Here is a 21,981-nt window from a genome sequence, read left to right on the forward strand (position 1 = left end):
TCATGTATCGGGTTAAAGCCTGGACGCCTGGGCGTTCAGAGTTTGCCACTTCGTTCGGGCGGAATCTCGCCTCCCTTGGGTGTGAACCAAGCCACGTACAGGGCGGGCAGCACCACCAGGGTCAGCAAGGTCGCGGTCAGCAGGCCGCCGATCACCACAATCGCCAAAGGCCGCTGCGTCTCCGCCCCGATCTCGTGCGACAGCGCCATGGGCAGCAGCCCCAGGGCGGCGAGCATGGCGGTCATGAGTACCGTGCGCAGGCGTTGCATGGAGCCCATCTTCACGGCCTCCAGCACCGTGTGGCCGTTGTTGCGCAGCTGTTGGTAGACCGTCAGCATCACCACGCCATTCAACACGGCTTGGCCTGACAGGGCAATGAAACCGATGGCGGCGGAAACCGACAGCGGAATGTCCAGCACCCACAGCGCCACAAAGCCACCGATCAGCGCCAGTGGCACGTTGAGCAGAATCAGCGAGGCCGTCTTGAAGCTGTTGAAGGCGTTGAAGAGCAGCACGAAGATCAGCAGCAGCGAGATGGGCACCACCACGGTCAGGCGCTTCATGGCGCGCTCCTGGTTCTCGAATTCACCTGACCAGGTAATTTGGTAACCGTCCGGTAGCTGCACGTGCGCGTCGACGCGCTGCTTCATGTCAGCCACCACCGAGCCCATGTCGCGGCCCTTGATGAAAATGCCGATGGCCATGGTGCGTTGCCCCGCCTCGCGGGCGATGTTCATGGCGCCGCTGGTCTCGCGAATACTGGCCACCGCCCCCAATTGCACCGTGCCGCCGGCGGGCAGTGAGATGGGTGTGCGTGCCAGCTCCGACAAAGCGCGGTGCGCCTCCGGCAAGCGCACCGTCACGGCGAATTTGCGCTCGCCCTCCCACAGATAAGTGGTGGCCTTGCCGGCCAGCGCGGCCTCAATCACGTCTTGCACGTCGCCCACATTCAGGCCCAGGCGCGCGGCCCGGTCGCGGTCGATGTCCACCAGCACCTGGGGCAGGGCGCCCAAACGGTCTACCTCAGCGCGTTGGATGCCCGCCACCTGTTTGAACTCGCGCTGCATCTGCTCGACGATGCGCTGCAATTCGCCCAGATCGTCGCCCGATACCTTGATGACGATTTGGCCCTTGATCTGCGAGATCGACTCCAACACGTTGTCGCGAATGGGCTGGGAAAAGGCAGGGTCGATGCCAGGGATCACGCTCAGCTTGGCGGCCATTTCTTCCACCAAACGCTCGTGGTTCATGCCGGGGCGCCATTCTTCTTGCGGCTTCACGTCGACAAACACCTCGGCCATGCTGAGCGTCTTGGGGTCGGTGCCGTCTTCCGGCTGGCCGGCTTTGGAGACCACGGTGCGCACCTCGGGCACCGTGCGCAGAGCCTGCCGTGCCAACCGCAGGATGTGCACTGCTTCTTGTTGCGACAGGCTGGAGGGCATGTCCCAGTTCACCCAGAAAGTGCCTTCGTCCAGCTCAGGTAAAAACTCTGAGCCCAGCCGGCTCGCCAGGCCCAGCGCGCCTGCAAAGGCCAGGCCGGCGATGACAAACACCAGGCTGCGGCGGCGCGTGGCCCAGTCCAGCACCGGGGCGTAGATTTTCTTGGCGGTCAGCACCACGCGGTTGTCGCCATGCGGCAGGCCGCGGCGCAACATCCAGTAGGCCAGCAGCGGCACCAGCGTGAGCGAGAAAATCAGCGAGCCCACCAGCGCTGTGCTAACGGACAGCGCCATCGGCTGGAAAATACGGCCTTCGTGGCGCTGCAGCGCAAAGATCGGGATGTGGGCCGCGATGATGATCAGCATCGAGAACAGCGTGGGCCGGCCGACTTCATCAGTGGCATCGGCGATCAGTTTGAGGCGCTTGCGGTCGTCCAGGTCTTCGCCGCGTTCTGCCAGGCGGTGCATGATGTTTTCGATCACGATTACCGCGCCGTCCACGATGATGCCGAAGTCCATGGCGCCCAGCGACAGCAAGTTTGCCGGTACGCCCATGATCTTCAAACCCAGAAAGGTGGCCAGCAGCGCGAGTGGAATCACCACCACCACGGCAAGGCTGGCGCGCAGGTTCGACAAGAAGATGTACAGCACTAGCGACACCAGCAGCGCGCCCTCGACAAGGTTGCGGAACACGGTGGACAAGGTCTTGCCCATCAACCAGGTACGGTCGTAGAAGGGGACGATGCTGACACCCTGCGGCAGGCCGCGGGCGTTGAGCGTGGCGATCTTTGCCTTCACGCCTTTGAGCACCTCGCTGGCGTTTTCGCCCTTGCGCATCACCACGATGCCGGTGACCGCGTCGTCGTCGTCGTCTTGCCCGACCACGCCCAGGCGCGGTACCGCGCCCACGGCCACCTGGGCGATGTCGCGAACCAGCACCGGCGTGCCATTGCGGGCGGTGACGACGATGCTGCTGATGTCGTCCGCGCTGCGCAGCAGGCCAATGCCGCGGATCGCGTACTGCTGCGATCCCTGCGCCACATAACTGCCACCCGCGTTGGAGTTGCCACGGCCCAGCGCGTCCAGCAGGTTCTGGAAGGTCAGGCCGTAAGCGCGCAGCTTGTCAAGGTCAGGTTGCACCTCGTATTGCTTGATGAAGCCCCCCATGGCCACCACATCGGCCACGCCGGGCACCTGGCGCAGCGCGCGCTCGACCACCCAGTCTTCGATGGAGCGCAGATCGGTGCTGCTCTTGCCGTCACCGCGCAGGCGGTAACGCATGATCTCGCCGACCGGCGTCGCATTGGGCGCAATATTGGCTTGCACGCCGGGGGGCAGGTCGACGCCGCCCAGGCGCTCGTTGACCTCTTGGCGCACCCGTTGTACCGAGGTGTTGTCGTCATACGTGATGACGGTGTAGGAGAGGCCGAACTGGGTGTGCGAGAACACGCGGATCGAATTCGGCAGGCCAGACAAGGCCACCTCGATCGGCAGGGTCACCTGCTTCTCAACCTCCTCAGCGGCGTGACCAGGGAACAGCGCGATCACCGTGACTTGGGTGTCGGTGACATCCGGAAATGCCTCCACCGACAAGTTCTGGAAGGCGATCAGCCCCGAGCCGATGAACAGGATCAGCGCAAGGACGATCAGCACCGGCTGGTGCAGGGCGAACTGGATCAGGCGTTTCATGGACGCTTGGCCTCCGTGGCCGAACCTGCGGAGGTGGGCGGTGCGGCCTCTGGCTTGGCCTCGTCTTGCGCCATGCGGAACTGGCTGGCGAGCAGCAGGGCGTTTTCACTCACCACCATGTCGCCGGCCTTCAGTCCTTGCGCCACCACGGCCACGTGCGGGCCGTTGTAGCTGAGCTTGACCTCGCGCGCCGCAAAGGCGTTGGCCTGGGTCTGCACATAGACCCAGTGCCTTTCGCCGCGCAGCACGATGGCTTGCGCCGGCACGGTGACGCCGCCGCCCAGGCTGCGCTGCACATGTGCGGTGGCCAGCATCTCGGCTTTCAGCAGGCGGTCGTGGTTGTCGATTTCACCGCGAACCTTGATGGTGCGGCTGCCCGGGTCGATGGTGTCGGCCAGGGCTGTCACGCGGCCTTCGAAGCGGCGGCCGGGCCAGGCCGGCAATTCCAGGCTGAAGCGGGCGCCCACGTGCAGCACGCCGGCGTCGGCCTCGCGCTCGTCCAGCAGTACCCACAGGCGGGTCGGGTCGCTGATGACGAACACCGGCGGCACGCCCGGCCCGCTTTGGTCGGGACGCAGTTCCTGGCCTGGATTGATGTTGCGGTCGACCACCACGCCGCTGACTGACGCACGCAGGCTCAGGCGCTGATTGACGTTGGCGTTGCCGCCGTAGAGCTTGACGCGGGCCTCGGCCCGGGCTAACTCGGCCTCGGCGCGCGCGGCGTCGGATTCGTTTTGCTCGAAGTCGCGGCGGGCGACAAGGCCAGCGTCCAGCAACTCTTTCTGGCGATTCAATTGCTTGCGGGCCAGGGTGGCGTCGGCATGCGCGCGCGCCGCGTCCGCCTGAGCTTGTCCGAAATCGGGCGAGGCAATTTCAGCCAGCACCGCGCCGGCACTGACCTTTTGCCCCAGGTCGGCGCTGATGCGCTCCACTCGGCCGGCAAAGGCGGGGTAGATGCGCTGCGTGCGCGCTTCATCCCAACTCAGCTTGGCGCTCATGGGCAGGTCTACGGCCTCAGTGGGCACGGCCTTGGCCAGCTTGATCAGGCGCAACTGCGGGTGGCCTTGCGGGAACATCAGTTGATCGCCCTGCAGAATCGCTTCGGTGGGCTCAGGTGGGGCGGCCGCATTGTCTTTGCAGGCCGACAGCGTCAGCAGGCAGGTGGCGGCCACCGCGAGGCAAACGGCGGTGGCGCGGAAGTTCAGGGCTTGAAAGTTCACAGGCTTGCCAATCGAAAAGGGGATCGGGAGAGACATCAAAAACGGAGCCAGTCGTGGCCTTAATGGGGCGCCGCAGCGTCTTCAGCCGCGATGCGCAGCGTCCAGGCACCCAGGGCCTTGGCGTGATCCGCGCGGGCGTTCACCGCGTCGATCACGCTGGCGCGCAGCGTGCGGCGGGCGTCCAGCAGATCGGTCAGGGGCGAGGCGCCTTTGGCGTAGGCCAGTTCGGCCTGGGCCAGCACTTGGCGGGCGCGAGGCAGGATTTCACGCTCCTGGCTGTCGGCCTTGAGCGCCGCGCTGCGCGCTTCTTGCCAGAGCCGGCGTAGCTCGCTGAGGCCCCGGTCTTCAATCTTGCTCAGCGCATCTTGGGCTTGCTGCAATTGGGCGCGGGCGCGGGCGATTTCACCCTCCTGGCCATAGCCCAGTTGCAGCGGCATCTGCAGGCGCAATTCAACTTGGCGCGTGGAGGTGCCGGGGTAGTGGTCGAGCGACACGCCCCAGGTGATATCCGATTTGCGTTGTGCCAGTGCGCCGTCGACCAAGGCCTGTGCGGCCTGCACCCGTTGCTCGGCAGCCTGCACATCGCTGCGTCGGCTCAGGATATCCATGAAACGGGCTTCGGGTGCTTGCGCCCATTGCGCCACATCCAGGGCGGGCCAGGGGTCTTGCGCCTGCAGTGCAGGGGCTGACGACGCCGCCGACGCCGCAGATGCAACAGGCTGGCCGCTTGCCGACTTGCGGCCCCCGAGGCCCAGCAGGTCACGCAAAGCCCATTGCGCACGTTGATGGTCTAACTGGGCGCCCACGCTGTCGAGGCGGGCGCGCTCGGCTTCGATCTCGGCGCGGCTCAGGTCCTGGCCCGCCAGGTCGCCGAGAGAAAAGCGCTTGCGCAGCGTTTGCGTCATCGTGCGTGCGCTGTCGGCAATGGCGGCCACCTCTTGCTCACGAGCTTGTGCCGCGTGCAGCTCGTGGTAGGCCTGCAGGGCCTGTGTTTGCTGCTGCAGGCGGGTTTCGTTCAAGTCGGCGCGGGCGGCTTCGGCCAGGGCTTGCGCGGCTTGCGTGCGCAGGCCGCGCTTGTCGCCGCGCTCCCAGGTCCAATCCAGGCCCAGCGATTTGTCGATGCGTTTGTCGGTGATGATGTTCCCGCCGCCAATGCCGTGCTCCAAATCCATCTGGCTGGACTTGAGCGTCAGCGTAGGCAGGGGCGCATGGTCGGCGCTGCGGATGTCGCCACGGGCGGCGTCCAGGGCTGAGCGGGCCATGGCCACGTCGCGGTTCTCGGCGGCCAGTTGCAGGGCTTGGGCGAGGGTGAGGTGTCCGTCGGGCGGCAGGGTTTGGGCGCTAACTGTGGCGGTGGACAGAAGGCTTAGCAGCAGGAGCGCAGGAAGGGGTCGAAATCGCATCCAAGGGTTATCCCTCAAAACCCCTGACCGGAGCCTGACCCCTGTGTGGCGTTTTCGCGTGAGTCTTGCTCCGAACCTTGCCTTAAAGTCTCGCCATGCGAATTCTTGTCGTTGAAGACGATCCCACACTCAGTCAGATCATGCAGCGCAGCCTGGCGGATGCGGGCCACCATGTGGATCTGGCCGGTACCGCTGAGCAAGCGAATTATCTCTGGCGCATTCTTGAGTTGGACGCTGTGCTGTTGGACCTTAGCCTGCCGGATGGCCATGGCCTGAACGTGCTGCGTGAAGCGCGGGCGCGGGGCGATGGCACGCCGGTGTTGGTCCTGACCGCCCGCAACCGCACTGAAGAGCGCATCGCCGGGCTGGACGCAGGCGCTGACGACTACCTGGGCAAGCCCTTCGAGCTGGCCGAGGTGGAGGCCCGCCTGCGCGCGCTGGTGCGGCGCCGGCTTGACCTGCACGACCAGGCCCGCGTAGGCCGCTTGTTGCTGGACCGCCGGGCCCGGCGGGTATTTCTCGACGGCGATACGCTGGATTTGCCAGCCCGTGAGTTCGAGGTGCTGTGGGAATTGATGACGCCCCCGGGGCGGGTGGTGAGCAAGGCCATCTTGTCGGACAAGCTGTCGGGCTTTGACGATGCGCTGGGCGCCAATGCCCTGGAAGCCTTTGTTTCGCGGCTGCGCAAGAAGCTGCTTGGCAGCGGCGCCGGCATCCGCACCCTGCGCGGCCTGGGCTATTTGATGGAGACAGAGGAGGCGCTCCCCGCCGCCCCAACGTTGAACGAAACCGGGCGCAAGCCGTGAGCAAGCCGTGAGCAAGCCGTGAGCAAACTGCCGCCCGCCGTGCCCAGCACCCCGCAGGCTGGGCGGCGCCCCTCCCTGCGCTTGCGCTTGCTGCGCCATGTGATGTTGCCGCTGCTGCTGACCTGGGCGTTGGGCAGTGCGGTGGCCTTGGGCGTGGCCTCGTTTTTCACCCAACGGGCGTTTGACCGTGCCATGCTGGACGACGCCCTGCTGCTCGCCTCCCGCCTGGAAATGCGCGACGGCGTTCCCACGCTCAACATCAGCACGGCCGACCTCAACACCGTGCTGTTCGACCAGAGTGAGTCCGAATATTTCGCGGTGCTGGACCCCAGTGGAAAACTGATCGCCGGCCACGCCGGGCTGCAGCCGCCCGCCGGTCATACGCCTAGCGCCGAAGGTTCGGCCGAGTTTTTGGACCTGCGCTTTCGTGAGCAGGATGTGCGCGCCGTGGTGCTGACGCGCGACCATCCCATTTCAGCGCGCGTGGTGGTCGCCTTGACCACGCGCAGCCGCAGTGAATTGCTGCGCCGCCTGTTCTTGTTCTCCATCGTGCCGCAAGTGGGTTTGCTGCTGATCCTGGCGGTTTGGTTGCGCCGGGTCATCAATCGCGACTTGCTGCCCCTGGCCAATCTGCAGCAGGAGCTGACGCAACGTGATGCAGCCGATCTGGCGCCCTTGCCGGCAGCCGTCAGCCTGCAAGCGGGCTCACGCGAGGTACACGATCTCGCCGCGGCGGTGAATGCCTTGTTCGAACGCCTTGAAAACGGCATCAGCGCGCAACGCGAGTTCGCCGGCAATGTGGCGCATGAGCTCAAAACCCCCCTGGCGGGCCTGCGCGCAGCGGCTGAATATGGCCTGGCCCAGCGCGACCCGCAGCTGTGGCGCGAGCAATTGTTGGCGGTGCTGCAAAGCCAGCAGCGTGCCAGCCATTTGGTGGATCAGCTGTTGGCCCTGGCCTTGGCGGATGAAGCCAGCCGAGCCATCCGCCTGCAGCCCGTGCGCCTGGACGAATGCGCCCGTGATGTGCTGCTGCAAACCCTGCCTCTGGCTGACCGCGCAGGTGTGGAGTTAGAGGCCAGCGGCCTGGATGCGCCCGTGATGGTGATGGCCGATCGCGGCTTGCTGGAAGGGCTGCTGGGCAACTTGCTCGACAACGCCATGCGCTATGGCCGCGATGCACAGGGCCACGGCGTCATCAGCCTGAGCCTGGCGCGCCAGGGGCAGTTTTTGGCCTTGTCGGTGAGCGACTGCGGGCCGGGCATTGAGCCCGAGCAACGCGCCTTGCTGAGCGGGCGCTGGCGGCAAGGCAGTTGGGCCGCCAAACTGGGGCAGGGCGCAGGCCTGGGCCTCTCTATCGTGACGCGCTATGCCGAGTTGATGAATGCCCGGCTGGTGCTGGAGTCGGGGGTTGACGGGCGGGGCCTGCGGGCCTCGGTGATTTTTCCTGCCGTAATTTGAGGCTGTGACGTGAGGGTGTGACGTGAGCTCGCGTGGTGGCCGGGGTGTCGTCCTTCTGCCACAGGGTTCAGGGACAATCGCGGCGCCGCGTCTTGTCTTGCGCATCCCGCCGGCGGATGCATTGCCTCTCTGCTCCCATGCGCCCAACTATCTTGCCTGCTTCCTTTCGTGTGACGCCCACCCTCGCGGGTCTGCTGATGTCCTGTGCGTTGTGCGCCCCGGCGGGGGCTGCAGAAGCGGCAACGGAGGCGGCCGCGGCCGCCCCGCAGCCCTGGGTTGCCACGGGCCAGTTCACCTACATCGGGCAAAGCAAAGAACACTTCACTTCGCCCTATGTCGGGCGCAACAGCCTGGGCGCTGAGCATGAGGCCTCGTACTCCATCTCCGCCACCGCCTACCTGGGGCTGCGCGTGCCGGTGCTGGGCGAGGTCTACCTCAACCCTGAGGTGATTCAGGGCCGGCCGCTGTCGGGTTTGGTGGGCTTGGGTGCTTTCAGCAACGGTGAGATGCAAAAAGTGGCGGGCACCTCGCCCAAGCTCTACATGCCGCGCCTGTTTCTGCGTCGGGACTGGGCCTTGGGTGATGAGCAGGTGGCGCAGGCTGCTGGGCAAAATCAGTTGGCCGGCAAGGTGGCCACGGACCGTGTCCGCCTGACCGTGGGCAAGTTCGCCATCACCGATATCTTCGACGCCAATGGCTACAGCCATGACTCGCGCACCCAGTTCCTCAACTGGGCCTCGCTGGCGCAGGGGTCCTACGACTTTGCCGCTGATGCGCAGGGTTACACCTTGGGGGCCGCGCTGGAGTGGATGCAAGGCGATTGGGCTCTGCGGGTCGGCCGGTTCATGGTGCCGCTGGAGTCGAATGGCGAACGGCTCAACGGTGCCCTTGCCAACTTTCATGGCGACCAATTCGAGCTGGAGCACAGCCACCACTGGGCGGGGTTGCCGGGAACCGCACGCCTGCTGCTCTGGCGCAACCGTGAAAACATGGGGGCCTACCGCGATGCTCTGCAAGTTGCCGGCGTGGGCGAACCCCAAGTCTCAGCGGTACGCCGCCCGCAGACCAAATCCGGCTGGGGCCTGCACCTGGAACAAGCCCTGACCGCCGATCTCGGCGGCTTTGTGCGTTGGAGCGAGGGCGACGGCCGTACCGAGAGCTACTCCTTCGAGGAGGTGGATGGCAGCCGCCAGATCGGCCTGAGCCTCAAGGGCCTGCGCTGGGGGCGCGAGGCCGATACGGTGGGGCTGCTCTACATCGCCAACACCTTGTCCAGCGCACATCGCGACTACCTGGCGGGCGGTGGCTATGGGTTTTTCATCGGCGACGGCAAGCTCAACTACCGTGACGAAACCATTGTCGAGGCCTATTACAGCTGGAGCTTGAGCGAAGCCTGCAAGCTCAGCCTGGATCTGCAGCACATTCGCAACCCCGCCTACAACGCCGACCGGGGCCCTGTGACCCTGGCTGCCTTGCGTTTTCATGCGGAGTTCTAAGCGCATGCGCTGAGGCTGGCCGTCAGCCCGCCTGGCGCTTATGCTTGTGGCATGCGTGCCTTGCCCTGTTTCGCTATGCCCCATCGTCGCCAGGCCTTGCGCTTTTTGTGGCGCGCCGGGCTGGGTGTGGCCAGCTTGGCGCTTGGCGTGCAGGGCGCTCCCGCCGCCGAGCGGGGGCCACGGCAAAACCTGTGGATTGAAATCCGTTGGGTGAACAGCAGCCTGAGCGGCGCGGTTTTGGCAGGCACGCGCGACGGTGGCGTGGTGGTGGGGACGGCGGGCTCGGTATCCCCGCGCGGCCAGATCAGCTGGAGCACCCAGCGGCATGAAGACGACGCTACACGACATCAGACGCAGCGCTTGCTGGTGCTCAACGGCAACACGGCGCGCTTGCAGCTGACCGAGCAAGTGCCCATTCAGTGGGTGGACTACGGCGTGGAGATGGACGCAGCAGGAGCCGCTTCCGCCGTGAGCGGCCGCAACAACGCGAGCCCTGGCGGCATGGCAGGCGCCAAGGTGTTTGCGGCACCGCGCAGCGGCACGGTCGACAAGGTCAGCGAATTCCGCATGACGCCGCGCTGGCCGGGTGGTCAACAGCCGGTGACCGTCGAGTTGCAAGTGCAGGGCGCTGGCAATGGTGGCAGCAATGGCAACTTGCAGACGCGGGTGGACAGCACGGTCAGCGTGCCGCTCGGCACATGGTTGACGGTGGCGCGCAGTGGTGATGCGCTGCGCGCCAGCGAGCGCGGCACCCTCAGCAGCACCGATGCCGAGGTGCGTCAGGTGCGCGAATTGCAACTGCGGGTTGATCTGGCACCTTGATCTTCATTCGGTATGGATGAAAGGCTCAGTGTGGGTTTAATTGGTATTTGATTGGCCTCATTGTTCTGCTACGCTTGCGCCGTCCCAATGTCTGTCCTAACGCTCGCCCATTGCTGACCATGCGCTCATTTCACTCACGTTCTTGCCTTGCGCCAGGCCGCCTTGCCGCTGCGCTGACCTTGGCCGTTGTCAGCTTGTTCTCAGGGGGCGCGCAGGCGGCCGGCCCAGTGCCAGAGGGCCACCCTTACCCGGTGTTCGGCGGCAAGCCTTTGGCGGTGGAGCGCACCAGCGCCAAAGTGGTGGGCATGTATGTGCCGATGTGGGAGCCGGTGGCCTTGGTGGATGCCCTGCAAGGTGAAAGCGTGACGCATGTGCTGTACGCCTTTTTGCGCCTGTGCGGGCCAGGGCAATTGCCGGCAGATGCCGCACGGTGCCAGGGCAAGCAGGCGTTCGAATTGACCACGGGCGCGGCGGAAACCACCTTCGACGCCGCTTTTCAGCGCCTCAAGCAGCGCGCGCCGCACGTCAAGGTGATCGCCTCGGTCGGAGGCTGGGGCGGGTCGGATCCTTTCTTTTTGATGAATGGGGATGCGGCCAACCGCGCCGCATTTGCAGGCTCGGCCGCCCGATTCTTGCGTGAGCATCCGGCCTTCGACGGCATCGACATCGACTGGGAGCACCCCGGCAACAACGGCGCGGCCAATGGGGTGCAATTGGGCAGCGACGCTGATGGCCAGCGTTATGCCGACTTGTTGGTAGACCTGCGCGCGGCGCTCACCACCTTGAGCGCGGAGACCGGCCGTCCCTACCTGGTGAGCATGGCCGTCAACACCACCAGCCCCATCATCAACCGCATTGATTTCAAGCGTGCAGAGCCTGCGCTGGACCTTGTGTTCATGATGACATACGACTTTTACGGCGCATGGTCAGACGGCATTGGCAACCACACCACGCTGTTCAGCAGCGCGCCCGAGGCCGATGACAGCCTGGCGCGCTCGGTGCGCAATTTGATGCAAGCCGGCATGCCGGCCGCAAAACTGGTGGCGGGCGTGGGGCTGTATGGGCGTGGCTTCAGCGGCGTGACCCAGGCGCGCACGGGTGCAGCCAAGGCGGGCGGCTTCCCTGGGGTTGAAGGGGCTTTGCCCTATCGGCAGATTGCCAGCCGCTACCTCGGCCCGCAGGGTCACGGGCTGCGCGGTTGGCAGGCGCGCTTCGACGCTACCACCCAGGCCTGGAATCTGGTGCAGCCCACCCAGCACCTGTTCATCGGCTATGACGACCCCCGGGCGGTGATCGCCAAGGGTCGTTATGCGCTCAAGAATGGCCTGGCGGGTGTCTTCGGGTGGGAGTTGAGCCAGGACAACGGTGACATCTTGAATGCAATGAACTTCGGCGTGGGCAACTTGTTGCAGCAACCTTGAGTTGCCTCAGGCATGGACCCAAGTGCCGGATCAGGCCGCTTGCGCAGGCGCCCGGTCGTGGTCCAGATCGGGGCGATGCCAGGGGTCCAGGTGCGTCATCAGATCAAGCACCCGGTGGTGCTGCAGCACGCGCTGGCGGGCCAGCACCGTGATGTCGTGGCCGGCTTCAACGGTGATCTGCGCGTCCACCTCCAGGTGGGCGTCCACGATGATCATGTCGCCCATCTTGCGGGTCCGCACATCGTGGACGTTACGCACGCCGGGTGTTTCCAGCAGCGTCCTCTTGATAGCGGCCACCTCGACTTCATCGACCGCCCGGTCCATCAGGTCGTGCAGGGCGTCCCAGCCGAAGGTCCAGCCCATCTTGCCGATCATCAGGCCAACAACCAGTGCCGCCACCGGGTCCAGCAGCGGGTAGCCGGCCAGATTGCCGACAATGCCCGCGCCCACCACCAGCGATGAGGCCGCGTCGGAGCGGGCGTGCCAGGCATTGGCCACCAGCATGCTGGACTTGACCCGCTTGGCCACCGCAATCATGTAGCGGAAGAGGCTCTCTTTCGCGATCAGGGCGATGCCGGCCACCCACAGCGCCGTGCCATGCACCTTGGGAATGGCATCGGGGTTTTGCAACTTCTGCGCGGCCGACCACAACATGCCCGCGCCAACGCCGAGCAAGATCAGGCCCAGGGCCAAAGAGGCTGCAGTTTCAAACCGGTGGTGGCCATATGGGTGGTCCTCATCGGCATCCTTGCGGCTGTGATGGGAGGCAAACAGCACCACGAAATCCGACACCAGGTCCGACAGGGAGTGAATGCCGTCCGCCACCAGGGCCTGCGATTTGGCGAGCGTGCCCACGGTGATCTGCACGGCTGTCAGCACGACGTTTACCACCACGCTGACCCAGGTGCTGCGCGAGGCGGCCGCTACTTTTTCTTGTGGGCTGATGGTGTTGTCTTCCGCCTCGGGCGGGGGGGCGGGCACGCGGGGCGCGCGATGGGGGCTTGGGGTTTTGCTTGGCATGACGGACGCTATCGTAAAGGCTCAGCGTGTCGTGCGAGTGCTGTCGCAGGCCATTTCCTGCGCTGCCATCGCTTTTGCGCGCATTGGCCAATCATTGGACACTCATTGGCCACTATTGCGGCATGGCTTCAACGTGAGGTCCTAACGTGTTACCTCTACGCGTAGACTGACTTGACGCTGCCCCGTAACCGTTCCCGCCCTAAGATCTGGCGCATGAACATCGCCCTGATCGCCCACGACGGCAAAAAGAACGACATGGTGGCCCTGGCCAGCGCCTTCAAACCTTTGCTGGAGCGCTCCACGCTGCTGGCCACTGGCACCACGGGAGGGCGCTTGCAGGCCGAATGTGGCCTGACTGTGGAGCGCCTGCTCAGCGGCCCGATGGGTGGTGACCTGCAAATTGGCGCCCGCCTGGCCATGGGCGCGGTGGACGTGGTGATCTTTCTGCGCGACCCCATGACGCCGCAACCGCACGAACCCGACATCAACGCCCTGGTGCGCGCCTGCGACGTGCACGACATCCCATGCGCCACCAACGTCGCCAGTGCACGCCTGCTGCTCACCCAACTCAGCGCCTTAACTCTTTAATTGGGGTCAGAGTCGATTTTTTTGAAGGCGAACGCCCCGATTCAGGGCGTTGATCGGGGGCAAGGTGTGGCGCGATTGTCTGGAATTTGCAGTCCTGCCAGCCCAGCGCAGCACCTGAAATCCAAAAATGCGCAAGAACACCGTAAAATGCGCGGTTCATTCCAACTCAGTCGCGCCGGGTTTGGCTTTGCTTTCGGGTGATTGACCCGGGGGGTCTTGATGAAGCGTTCGGGTTTGTGCTTGCACAGGCGCCCGGGTGCAGGGTCCGGAACTCCCGAGGTTCAGAGTCTGAATCGGGGCTGCGGCAGCGGGTTGGTGATCTCTTGCTTTTTGCATCCAATCCCTTGTACCGGAGCCATTCATGGGCAACAAAATCGTTACCGAAGCCGCACGTCGCGCTACTCCCCGTCCCGCAGCGCCCAACGGTGTGACCTTCACCGCCCCCCGTGGCCAGAAGATCAGCCTCGAGCGCGGCTCGCACACCCGCAGCAAGAAGAACCCGGGCAAGCGTCCTTCCAACGGCGGTTGATCCCCGCACGGCTCGGGCCGCGTTGTTGTGCAACGTGGCTGCAGCTGTGAACAACAGGCCCTACCATTCGGCAGGGCCTGTGTTTTTTTGTGCTTTCGAATCGATTGAAGAGCCATCACCATGCTTCGCATCACCGAACTCCGCCTGCCGCTTGACCATGCCGAGGACGCTTTGCGTCCCGCCATTGCGCAACGCCTGGGTCTGCGGGGTGATGGCCGCGCGGAGCTGCTGAACTTCACCGTCTTCAAACGCAGTTATGACGCGCGCAAGAAAAGCGCGATCCAGCTGATCTACACGGTGGACTGCGAGATGGCTGAGGGTCAAGAGGCTGCGTTGCTCACGCGTTATGCCGGCGACCCGCACGTCAAGCCTTCGCCCGATACCCGTTACCAATTTGTCGGCCATGCGCCGGCGGATTTTTATGCCGAACATGGCGGGCAGGCTCGCCCGCGGCCCGTGGTTATCGGCTTTGGCCCGTGTGGCATCTTTGCGGCGCTGATTCTGGCGCAGATGGGTTTGCGGCCCATCGTGCTGGAGCGCGGCAAGCCGGTGCGTGAGCGCACCAAAGACACTTGGGGACTGTGGCGCCAGAGCGAGTTGAATCCGGAGTCGAATGTGCAGTTCGGCGAAGGCGGGGCGGGCACCTTCTCCGACGGCAAGTTGTGGAGCCAGATTTCCGACCCGCGCCACCTCACGCGCAAGGTGTTGACTGAGTTCGTCAAGGCGGGCGCGCCGGACGAAATTCTCTACGTGAGCAAGCCGCATATCGGCACCTTCCGCCTCGTCAGCATGGTGATCAAGATGCGCGCCGACATTGAGGCCCTGGGCGGGGAGATCCGTTTTGAGCAAAAGGTGGCGGATGTATTGATTGAGAAGGGGCATGTTCGGGGCGTGACGCTGGAGAGCGGTGAGCAGATCCGTAGCGATCACGTGGTGCTGGCGCTGGGCCACAGCGCGCGCGACACCTTCACCATGTTGCATGGGCGGGGGGTGTACATGGAGGCCAAGCCCTTTTCCATCGGCTATCGCATCGAGCATCCGCAAAGCCTGATCGACCGTGCGCGCTTCGGCCCGAACGCGGGCAACGCCCTTCTTGGCGCGGCTGATTACAAGCTGGTGCACCACGCCGCCAACGGACGCTCGGTCTACAGCTTTTGCATGTGCCCCGGAGGCACCGTGGTGGCCGCGACGAGCGAGCCGATGCGCGTGGTCACCAACGGCATGAGCCAATATTCGCGCAATGAACGCAATGCCAACGCCGGCATCGTGGTGGGCATCAATCCGCAAGACTACCGCCAGGACGGCCGGCACGACGGCCCAGTCAATCCGCTGGACGGCATGGCTTTTCAGCGCATCTGGGAGTCACGGGCCTACGAGCTCGGTGAGGGCGGCTACCAGGCCCCGGCCGCGCTGGTGGGTGACTTCATCAAGCGCCAGCGCAGCAAAGTGCTGGGCAATGTGGAGCCCTCGTACAAGCCCGGCGTGACGCTGACGGATCTGCAACAAAAGGGCCGTGGCAGCTTGCCTGACTATGCCCTGGACGCGATCCGCGAGGCCCTGCCGGCCTTTGAGCGCCAGATCAAGGGCTTCTCCATGCCCGACGCGGTGTTGACGGGGGTCGAAACACGCACCTCTTCGCCGCTGCGCATCACACGTGGCCGAGACTATCAAAGCGTCAATGTGAAGGGCTTGTACCCGGCCGGTGAAGGTGCAGGTTACGCCGGCGGCATCATGTCGGCCGGTGTCGATGGCATCGAGGTGGCCGAGGCCCTGGCAGCTGACCTGCTGGGCCTCAAGTCACCATCAGATCGATCAACTCCTTGACGAACTCCAGCGCCTCTTCCGGCGTGGCAAAGTAGTACTCGCCTCCCAGGTCCGCCACATCGCCTTCGGGGCCGATGTGCACGACGGACCAGCCCTCCGCGCCGCCGCCGATGGCACAGACGCCGAAGCTGCCGGGCGCCAGTTCCCGGGCGGAGCCGGCGGTGATGAAAATGTCTTTGCCTTGGTGGGAGTAATAGCGTTTCACCCGCTCATTGTCGGCGTTTGGATGGCTATAGTCTCCCGCTCAACCAAGGAATTTGACAATGAAAGCAGTCTGGAACGGCGTGGTCATCGCCGAGAGCCCCGATACCGTCGTGCTGGAAGGTAACCATTACTTTCCCGCCGAGTCGCTCAAGCGGGAGTACACCAGCTTCAGCAACCACCGCACGGGCTGCGCCTGGAAGGGGCAGGCGCAGTACCTGAGCCTGTTCGTGAACGGTGAGATGAATCCTGATGCCGTCTGGTTCTACCCCGAGCCCACCGAGGCAGCTGCCGAGATCAAAGGCCGTTATGCGTTCTGGAAAGGCGTGCAGATCGTTGAATAGGGCTCACAGCGATGAGCCTTGCGGCCACAGCGCCCACAGCCGCAGTGGTTGTTTCATGCGACCGGCCTGGGCTTCGGCTTCGCGGCCCCAGCCCCAGAAATAGTCGGCCCGCACCGCGCCATTGATCGCGCTGCCGGTGTCCTGCGCCATCACCAGGCGGCGCAAGGCGGGGCCGGTGAGGGGCTCCCCGGCGTCCAGCCAAACGGGGGTGCCGTAGGGGATGCTGGCCCGGTCCACCGCGATGGAGCGGCCCGGCGTGAGCGGCACGCCCTGTGCGCCGCGTGGCCCCAGATTGATGTCGAGCAACGGCTCTTCACGGAAGAACACATAGCGCGGATTGCTCCACAGCAGTTCGTTGACGCGCCCGGGGTTGCGCCGCAGCCAGTCCCGGATCTGCGGCCAAGAGGCTTCGCCGGGGCGCAACTCGCCGCGCTCGATCAGCGTCTTGCCGATGGACTGATAAGGGTGGTCGTTATGGCCAGCAAAGGCCATGCGCACCCATTGGGGGTTGCCGTCGGCATCGCTCAAACGCAGCCGGCCTGAGCCCTGAATTTGCAGCACCAGCAGGTCCAACGGGTCTTCCAGATAAACCAGCTCACGGTCGCGCAGCCGCGCGCGGGCCTGCGGATCGGAGTCAATTTGCTGGCGCGTGAAATAGGGGCGGCGTTGCTGCAGATCGGGCGGCACCGCCAACACGGGTACCTTGTAGTTGCCCTGCGGGCGCCGCGTGGCCTCCAGCTGCGGTTCAAAATAGCCGGTCAGCAAGCCTTGTGCGCTGCCGTCCAGGCTTTCGATGCGGTAGGGGCGCAGGTGCTGCATCAACCACAGGCTGGCGGCGAGGTCGTCTTGCGGTGCGTCTTGGCGAGCGCGGACGCAGAGTTCGCTCCATCCAGGGGCCGGGCGGACGCAGCCTTGCAGCAGGGCGGGCCATAGTTCAGCGGCGCGGTCTTCACCCCATCCGGGCAATTCACTCCAGTCCGCAGCCACCCAGCGCGAATGTTCGCGCAGCAGTGTGTTGCGCTGGCGTGATGCGTTATTTGCACTGTCAGAGGGGCGGCCTTCGGTGCCAAGGTCGGGCCTGGGCGGTGCCATCGGGGGCAGCGGCGTTGAGCTGCAGGCCGCCAGCAGCCCTAGAATCGCTGCGCAGGCACCCAGCCGTTGCCCTTTTTTTGAAATCGAGCCCAAAATGGAAGTGATCTTGCTGGAAGCCTTGACCGCCTTGGCGCTGTTGGTGTTCATCGTGTGGTGGACCATGTTTTCAGGCCGCAAGGGCGGTGAGCGCAAACCGGATCGTGATCAGCCCTGAGCGCATCGCCGCACCCCGCCACTCAGGCCGGTGGCAGCAGGAAGCTGCGGGGCTCGCGGCGCATGCGGCGCCAGATTGCGCCGCCCACGCGCGAGCGATCCGCCAGGCGAATGCCGCGTGAACGCAGCGCCACCTTCAGCGCCAAAATAAAGCTGACGCCTAGATTCAGCAGACCAGTTCCGGCGATGCCCGCCACGCACCACCAAAACTCTGGCAGCCTGAAAATCTGTGTGCCCAAGGCACCGATGGCGGCGGCGAGTTGGCCGGTCGACAGCGTCACATGGCGCACCTCCAGCGGCAGGCCGATGAAGGCCAGTACCGGCGGCACAAGGCCCAGCATGAAGCCCAAAGACACATTGGCTGCAATGCCGCTGATATTGCCATGCCACCAGGCGGCCCAGCGCGCGGCACGCGCAGCGCCGAGGCGGGCGATGATGCCGGGGTTCCAGGCGATGGCGTTTTCGATGCGGTGCAGCACGAACCAGTTCTCCGCCCAGCCCGCCACCAGGCTGCTGGCGAACAACAAGATGCCGGTGAAGGCCGCAAACAGCAGCGACGGGCCCAGCAAGGTCAGGCTATGCAGCACGTAATGGGCTTGTTCAGCGCCCACCAGCGGCACGCCGAACAGTGCTTTGCACACCAGTTGCACACCCAGCACGAGCGGTGCCACCACGGCCAGATTGCCCAGGATGCCGGCGATCTGCGAGCGCAGCAGGTTGGCCACCTCGTCGACGAAGGCTTCCAGCCCAGCTTCTGATTCGATGTGTTGCAGCTTCTGCGCCATCGCCGGTGCGGTCATCGCAGGCTGCTTGGTCGCAACCGTCCAGTGCAGCAGATGAATAACGACGAAACTCAGCGCATAGTTGGCGCCCGCCCAGAAGCCACTCCATAACGCGCCCAGGCCCAGCACCATGACCAGGAATTTGACAAAGGTGGTGAGGGCAATGATGGCGCCGCCGCCCGCGGCGTGGCGCAACATCATGCGGTAATCGCTGCGATCCCGAGTGATGTAGTGTTCGCCTGTTTCGGCGCTACGCTCGGCTACCTTGCGGGCCAGCAGCGAGTAATGGCGGCTGAACAGGGTACGGATGCTGCGCCGCTCATGACCCACGCGCACCAGGCTGGCCAGCAGGCGAGCAAGTTCGCGCTGGGGGTGGCTGCCGGCCAGGCAGTCCAGCAGCGCTTCGATGCGCAGGATGCGGGCCTGCAGTTGCTCGACCGCGAACATGATATCGACCGAGACCCCGAATTGTTCGAGATGTTCCGGCACGCTGGCCGCCGCACGGCTGCAGGCGTCCAGCAGGGCCCGCAGGAATTGCAGTGCTTGCAAGGCGGTTTCCTGCTCGCCCGCACGCAGGGCCATGATCAGGCTGTCGTTGGCGCGGGCGAGTTGCTCGAAGGGGTTGTTCAGCAAGAGTTCGTGGCTCATGCGCCGCCGCAGGGCTCCGGTCAATCCGGCGGAACGCACGTTGCTGATCAAGGCAGACAAGCCGGTCAGCATCGGATCGGTCCAGGGCTTGGTTGGTGCGCCGGGTGGCCGGCCATGCGCCAAGGCCAGCAGACTCCGCATGCGCAGCAGCAAGCCATCGTCGAGGGCGGCCAGCCACAGCTCGTCGCTTTCCTCGGGGAACAGCAGATTGAAAAGCTCGCCCAGATCGGTGGTGTTGGCTGTGCTTGGCAGCAGGTGCTGGCGCAGGCGGTGGGCAAACTCGCTCCACAGATCCACCCGGGGTGCAAAGCCCACATCGGCGAACAGGCCCACGGCGTCCATATCGCGCCAGATCGAGTTCAATAACTCCGAAATGCTGCGGGCATGTTCGGGGTGGCGGTCCAGCACATTCAGCAGGTGCTTGAGGCGCAGCAGCGGCAGGGCGGTTTGCGGGGCGGCCTCGGCGGGGAACGCCTCAGTCCCAGGCCGTTCTTCACGCTCTGCCGGGTGCCGCAACCATTCCAGCAAGCGGGCCAGCCAGAGATTGCGCATCGCCAACTCGGCGCGCGGGTCGGCGGCATTCAGCAGCGCGGTGAGATCCCAGGTTCTGGCGGTGCGCAAAAAAGCCATCAATGCAGGGCGCCGCTGCCGGCGAGCATGAATTCAGGAACCTCGGCGTCGAACACCTCGGCGGCTTCCGTCACGCACAGGAAGCGCCCGCGCATACTGCCCTGCGGCGTTGCGATCTGCGCCCAGGAGCTGTACTGAAAACTCTGCCCCGGTGCCAGCAGCGGCTGGTGCCCGACGACGGCCAGGCCGTGCACCTCTTGCTCATGGCCGCGGGCATCGACGATGGTCCAGTGGCGGCCGATCAATTGCGCGGTGATATCGCCGACATTTTCAATCGTGATCGTGTAGCTGAACGCGTAGACGCCCTGATCGGCCTGGGTCTGCTCGGCCAAAACTTCGACCTTCGCGCTGCATTTGAATTGAGGGTTTGCCATGGCCTTAGTTTAGGCCTTTCGAACTGCGAGGGGCTGTTGTGACGGGCGGCGTGTGGGGCGGGTAGGATCGCGGCACCCTTGTGATGAGATCTGACAATGAGCGCACTCCCCCTGTTTCAGGCCGCTGACGGTGGCCATCGCTGTGCCTGGTGCGCGGCACCGGACTTTCCGGCCTATCAGCGCTATCACGACACCGAATGGGGCTTCCCCGTGGCGGAGGACAGGCGGCTGTTCGAAAAAATCAGCCTGGAGGGCTTTCAGTCCGGTTTGAGTTGGCGCACCATCCTGGCCAAACGCGAGGCCTTTCGGGCAGCGTTTCAGGGCTTTGACGTTGCGCGCATCGCCCAATTTGACAACGCTGATGTTGAGCGCTTGGTGCTGGACGCCGGCATCGTGCGCCACCGCGGCAAGATCGAGGCCGTGATCAACAACGCGCAGCGTTGTATTGACCTGGTGGCGGAGCAGGGCTCGCTGGCGCATTACATCTGGTCTTTCGAGCCGGCTGCGCTGGCCACTCCCCAGCATGCCACCGAATCCGAAGCCTCACGGGCGCTGTCCAAAGACCTGAAAAAGCGCGGCTGGAAGTTCGTGGGGCCGACCACCATGTACGCCTTCATCCAATCTATGGGCTTGATCAATGACCATGACCCACGGTGCGTGACGCGGGCCGTCTGCGAGGCAGCACGGGCGACATTCAAGCGGCCTTAAAATTCGGGCTACCCGCCTCCTTGGCGCTGTCCGCCCCTTCATCCGTATTTCCTTTCTCCTTCAAGGCCCGCGCCATGAGCAAGACTTTCCGCATCGCCCCCAGCATTCTTTCGGCCGACTTTGCCCGCCTTGGTGAGGAGGTGCGCAATGTGCTGGCCGCTGGCGCCGATTGGGTCCACTTCGACGTGATGGACAACCACTACGTGCCCAACCTCACCTTCGGGCCGATGGTCTGCGAGGCCTTGCGCAAGCACTCGGTCAAGCCCGACGGCACGCCTTGCCCGATCGACGTGCACCTGATGGTGGAGCCCGTGGACGCGCTGGCCGTGGCCTTTGCCAAGGCGGGCGCTGACTTGGTCAGCTTTCACCCCGACGCCTCCAAGCACGTGGACCGCACGCTGCAATTGATCAAGGCCGAGGGCAAGCAAGCGGGCCTGGTGTTCAACCCCGCCGAACCGCTGGACGTGCTGGAGTGGGTGATCGACAAGGTGGATCTGGTGCTCATCATGAGCGTCAACCCCGGCTTTGGCGGCCAGAGCTTTTTGCCCAGCGCCTTGAAAAAGCTGGAAGCCGCCCGCCGCATCATCGAAGCCAGCGGCCGCGACATCCGCTTGGAGATTGACGGCGGCGTCAAGATCGACAACATCCGCCAGATTGCCGATGCTGGGGCCGACACCTTTGTGGCCGGCTCCGCCATTTTCGGCAAGCCCGATTACAAGGCTGTGATCGATGCCATGCGCCAGGAACTGGCGCGCTGACCGTGCCGGCGATCTTGCTGGTCTGTGCGGCCAATCTGTGTCGCTCACCGATGGCGGAGTTGTTGCTCAAAGCCCGCCGCACGCACTTCGGGCCGGGGGCTGACGCCGCATTTCAGCGCATTGAGTCGGCTGGCACGCGCGCCGCGCCGCAGGCCGAGGCGATGGATGCGCGGGCCGCCGCCGCCGCGCAGCGGGCGGGGCTCAAACCGCTGCGCAAATGGCGCTCGCGCCGCGTGGCTGCGCAGGACTTCGAGCGTTTTGAGTTGATTCTGGCCATGGACGCCGACAATTTGCGCGAACTCCGGCAGCTGTGCCCGCCGCAACTTCAATCCCGCCTGCACCTGTTTTTGGACTTCGCGCCGGGCTTGCAAGGGCAGGAGGTGCCGGACCCCTACTTCGGGCCTGCTGCCGGGTTTGATCATGTGATGGGTCTGCTGGATCAGGGCGTGCAAGGGCTGGCACAGGCCTGGATGGCCGGCCGCCTGCCGGTTTGAAGCGGCGAGCGCTGCCTCGTTC

General features: G+C 64.9%; 20 protein-coding genes. 12 read left to right on the forward strand and 8 right to left on the reverse strand.

From position 1 onward, the window contains the following. Positions 1 to 35: 35 nt before the first annotated feature. The 3 genes from PRZ01_RS07345 to PRZ01_RS07355 are packed head-to-tail and all read right to left on the reverse strand — an operon-like array spanning position 36 to position 5,751. Positions 36 to 3,128: an efflux RND transporter permease subunit gene (locus PRZ01_RS07345; RefSeq protein WP_273596119.1), complete on the reverse strand. Its 3,093-nt coding sequence runs from the start codon at positions 3,126 to 3,128 to the stop codon at positions 36 to 38. Continuing rightward, a complete protein-coding gene (locus PRZ01_RS07350; RefSeq protein WP_273596120.1) occupies positions 3,125 to 4,384 on the reverse strand; it encodes an efflux RND transporter periplasmic adaptor subunit in 1,260 nt (419 codons plus the stop codon). The genes PRZ01_RS07345 and PRZ01_RS07350 overlap by 4 nt, the downstream gene beginning before the upstream one ends. Positions 4,385 to 4,407: 23 nt before the next feature. After that, the gene (locus PRZ01_RS07355) at positions 4,408 to 5,751 is read right to left on the reverse strand and encodes a TolC family protein (protein WP_273596121.1); all 1,344 of its coding nucleotides are present in this window, start codon (positions 5,749 to 5,751) and stop codon (positions 4,408 to 4,410) included. A gap of 95 nt (positions 5,752 to 5,846) precedes the next feature. Here PRZ01_RS07355 and PRZ01_RS07360 point away from each other — a divergent pair, with 95 nt between their 5' ends. The 5 genes from PRZ01_RS07360 (at position 5,847) to PRZ01_RS07380 (ending at position 11,754) form a co-directional block, all read left to right on the forward strand. Beyond that, entirely contained in the window at positions 5,847 to 6,557 is a 711-nt protein-coding gene (locus PRZ01_RS07360; RefSeq protein ID WP_273596122.1) for a response regulator transcription factor, read from the forward strand. A gap of 18 nt (positions 6,558 to 6,575) precedes the next feature. Then, positions 6,576 to 8,015, forward strand: a complete 1,440-nt coding sequence (locus PRZ01_RS07365; protein WP_273596123.1) for a sensor histidine kinase — start codon at positions 6,576 to 6,578, stop codon at positions 8,013 to 8,015. Positions 8,016 to 8,167: 152 nt separating this feature from the next. Continuing rightward, positions 8,168 to 9,511: a carbohydrate porin gene (locus PRZ01_RS07370; protein WP_273596124.1), complete on the forward strand. Its 1,344-nt coding sequence runs from the start codon at positions 8,168 to 8,170 to the stop codon at positions 9,509 to 9,511. A 75-nt stretch (positions 9,512 to 9,586) separates the two neighbouring features. Then, on the forward strand, positions 9,587 to 10,333 hold the full coding sequence (locus PRZ01_RS07375; protein ID WP_273596125.1) for a hypothetical protein: 747 nt from the start codon (positions 9,587 to 9,589) through the stop codon (positions 10,331 to 10,333). A 119-nt stretch (positions 10,334 to 10,452) separates the two neighbouring features. Further along, a complete protein-coding gene (locus PRZ01_RS07380) occupies positions 10,453 to 11,754 on the forward strand; it encodes a glycoside hydrolase family 18 protein (RefSeq protein ID WP_273596126.1) in 1,302 nt (433 codons plus the stop codon). A gap of 30 nt (positions 11,755 to 11,784) precedes the next feature. On the opposite strand, the gene PRZ01_RS07385 is transcribed toward PRZ01_RS07380, so the two are convergent. Then, positions 11,785 to 12,735 (reverse strand): cation diffusion facilitator family transporter, encoded by a 951-nt coding sequence (locus PRZ01_RS07385; protein WP_273596127.1) that lies wholly within the window; start codon positions 12,733 to 12,735, stop codon positions 11,785 to 11,787. Positions 12,736 to 12,987: 252 nt separating this feature from the next. Between PRZ01_RS07385 and PRZ01_RS07390 the strand changes: the two genes are divergently transcribed. From PRZ01_RS07390 to PRZ01_RS07400, 3 genes are all read left to right on the forward strand, one after another. Next, positions 12,988 to 13,362: a methylglyoxal synthase gene (locus PRZ01_RS07390; protein WP_273596128.1), complete on the forward strand. Its 375-nt coding sequence runs from the start codon at positions 12,988 to 12,990 to the stop codon at positions 13,360 to 13,362. A gap of 361 nt (positions 13,363 to 13,723) precedes the next feature. Beyond that, on the forward strand, positions 13,724 to 13,891 hold the full coding sequence (locus PRZ01_RS07395; RefSeq protein ID WP_273596129.1) for a hypothetical protein: 168 nt from the start codon (positions 13,724 to 13,726) through the stop codon (positions 13,889 to 13,891). A 120-nt stretch (positions 13,892 to 14,011) separates the two neighbouring features. After that, positions 14,012 to 15,715, forward strand: coding sequence for an NAD(P)/FAD-dependent oxidoreductase (locus tag PRZ01_RS07400; RefSeq protein ID WP_273596130.1), 1,704 nt, complete (start codon positions 14,012 to 14,014; stop codon positions 15,713 to 15,715). On the opposite strand, the gene PRZ01_RS07405 is transcribed toward PRZ01_RS07400, so the two are convergent. Next, positions 15,684 to 15,920 (reverse strand): hypothetical protein, encoded by a 237-nt coding sequence (locus PRZ01_RS07405; protein ID WP_273596131.1) that lies wholly within the window; start codon positions 15,918 to 15,920, stop codon positions 15,684 to 15,686. The two genes, PRZ01_RS07400 and PRZ01_RS07405, sit on opposite strands and share 32 nt — an antisense overlap. A 58-nt stretch (positions 15,921 to 15,978) precedes the next feature. On the opposite strand from PRZ01_RS07405, the gene PRZ01_RS07410 reads away from it, so the two are divergent. Further along, entirely contained in the window at positions 15,979 to 16,260 is a 282-nt protein-coding gene (locus PRZ01_RS07410) for a DUF427 domain-containing protein (protein WP_273596132.1), read from the forward strand. A gap of 3 nt (positions 16,261 to 16,263) precedes the next feature. Here the strand turns inward: PRZ01_RS07410 and mltA are convergent, their stop codons facing one another. The 3 genes from mltA to apaG form a co-directional block, all read right to left on the reverse strand. After that, positions 16,264 to 17,352 carry a murein transglycosylase A gene (gene mltA, locus PRZ01_RS07415; RefSeq protein ID WP_273596133.1) on the reverse strand — a complete coding sequence of 363 codons (1,089 nt, stop codon included), beginning with the start codon at positions 17,350 to 17,352 and terminating at the stop codon, positions 16,264 to 16,266. Between the two features lie 236 nt (positions 17,353 to 17,588). Beyond that, positions 17,589 to 19,625 carry a site-specific recombinase gene (locus tag PRZ01_RS07420; protein WP_273596134.1) on the reverse strand — a complete coding sequence of 679 codons (2,037 nt, stop codon included), beginning with the start codon at positions 19,623 to 19,625 and terminating at the stop codon, positions 17,589 to 17,591. Further along, a complete protein-coding gene (gene apaG / locus PRZ01_RS07425) occupies positions 19,625 to 19,999 on the reverse strand; it encodes a Co2+/Mg2+ efflux protein ApaG (protein ID WP_273596135.1) in 375 nt (124 codons plus the stop codon). Before apaG ends, PRZ01_RS07420 begins: the two co-directional genes overlap by 1 nt. 96 nt (positions 20,000 to 20,095) lie before the next feature. Between apaG and PRZ01_RS07430 the strand changes: the two genes are divergently transcribed. The 3 genes from PRZ01_RS07430 (at position 20,096) to PRZ01_RS07440 (ending at position 21,959) form a co-directional block, all read left to right on the forward strand. Beyond that, entirely contained in the window at positions 20,096 to 20,707 is a 612-nt protein-coding gene (locus tag PRZ01_RS07430; protein WP_273596136.1) for a DNA-3-methyladenine glycosylase I, read from the forward strand. A gap of 74 nt (positions 20,708 to 20,781) precedes the next feature. Then, the gene (gene rpe / locus PRZ01_RS07435) at positions 20,782 to 21,465 is read left to right on the forward strand and encodes a ribulose-phosphate 3-epimerase (protein ID WP_273596137.1); all 684 of its coding nucleotides are present in this window, start codon (positions 20,782 to 20,784) and stop codon (positions 21,463 to 21,465) included. A gap of 2 nt (positions 21,466 to 21,467) precedes the next feature. Next, positions 21,468 to 21,959, forward strand: a complete 492-nt coding sequence (locus PRZ01_RS07440) for a low molecular weight protein-tyrosine-phosphatase (RefSeq protein WP_273596138.1) — start codon at positions 21,468 to 21,470, stop codon at positions 21,957 to 21,959. Positions 21,960 to 21,981 lie beyond the last annotated feature (22 nt).

The organism is Roseateles koreensis (assembly GCF_028595305.1).
GTDB lineage: Bacteria > Pseudomonadota > Gammaproteobacteria > Burkholderiales > Burkholderiaceae_C > Paucibacter_A > Paucibacter_A koreensis.

Coding starts and splice junctions, on each gene's coding strand:
- PRZ01_RS07395 (WP_273596129.1), top strand. CDS start 13,724: ATGGGCAACAAAATCGTTACCGAAGCCGCACGTCGCGCTACTCCCCGT.
- PRZ01_RS07350 (WP_273596120.1), bottom strand. CDS start 4,384: ATGTCTCTCCCGATCCCCTTTTCGATTGGCAAGCCTGTGAACTTTCAA.
- PRZ01_RS07375 (WP_273596125.1), top strand. CDS start 9,587: ATGCCCCATCGTCGCCAGGCCTTGCGCTTTTTGTGGCGCGCCGGGCTG.
- PRZ01_RS07380 (WP_273596126.1), top strand. CDS start 10,453: ATGCGCTCATTTCACTCACGTTCTTGCCTTGCGCCAGGCCGCCTTGCC.
- PRZ01_RS07390 (WP_273596128.1), top strand. CDS start 12,988: ATGAACATCGCCCTGATCGCCCACGACGGCAAAAAGAACGACATGGTG.
- PRZ01_RS07345 (WP_273596119.1), bottom strand. CDS start 3,128: ATGAAACGCCTGATCCAGTTCGCCCTGCACCAGCCGGTGCTGATCGTC.
- PRZ01_RS07430 (WP_273596136.1), top strand. CDS start 20,096: ATGAGCGCACTCCCCCTGTTTCAGGCCGCTGACGGTGGCCATCGCTGT.
- rpe (WP_273596137.1), top strand. CDS start 20,782: ATGAGCAAGACTTTCCGCATCGCCCCCAGCATTCTTTCGGCCGACTTT.
- PRZ01_RS07420 (WP_273596134.1), bottom strand. CDS start 19,625: ATGGCTTTTTTGCGCACCGCCAGAACCTGGGATCTCACCGCGCTGCTG.
- PRZ01_RS07355 (WP_273596121.1), bottom strand. CDS start 5,751: ATGCGATTTCGACCCCTTCCTGCGCTCCTGCTGCTAAGCCTTCTGTCC.
- apaG (WP_273596135.1), bottom strand. CDS start 19,999: ATGGCAAACCCTCAATTCAAATGCAGCGCGAAGGTCGAAGTTTTGGCC.
- PRZ01_RS07410 (WP_273596132.1), top strand. CDS start 15,979: ATGAAAGCAGTCTGGAACGGCGTGGTCATCGCCGAGAGCCCCGATACC.
- PRZ01_RS07400 (WP_273596130.1), top strand. CDS start 14,012: ATGCTTCGCATCACCGAACTCCGCCTGCCGCTTGACCATGCCGAGGAC.
- mltA (WP_273596133.1), bottom strand. CDS start 17,352: ATGGCACCGCCCAGGCCCGACCTTGGCACCGAAGGCCGCCCCTCTGAC.
- PRZ01_RS07360 (WP_273596122.1), top strand. CDS start 5,847: ATGCGAATTCTTGTCGTTGAAGACGATCCCACACTCAGTCAGATCATG.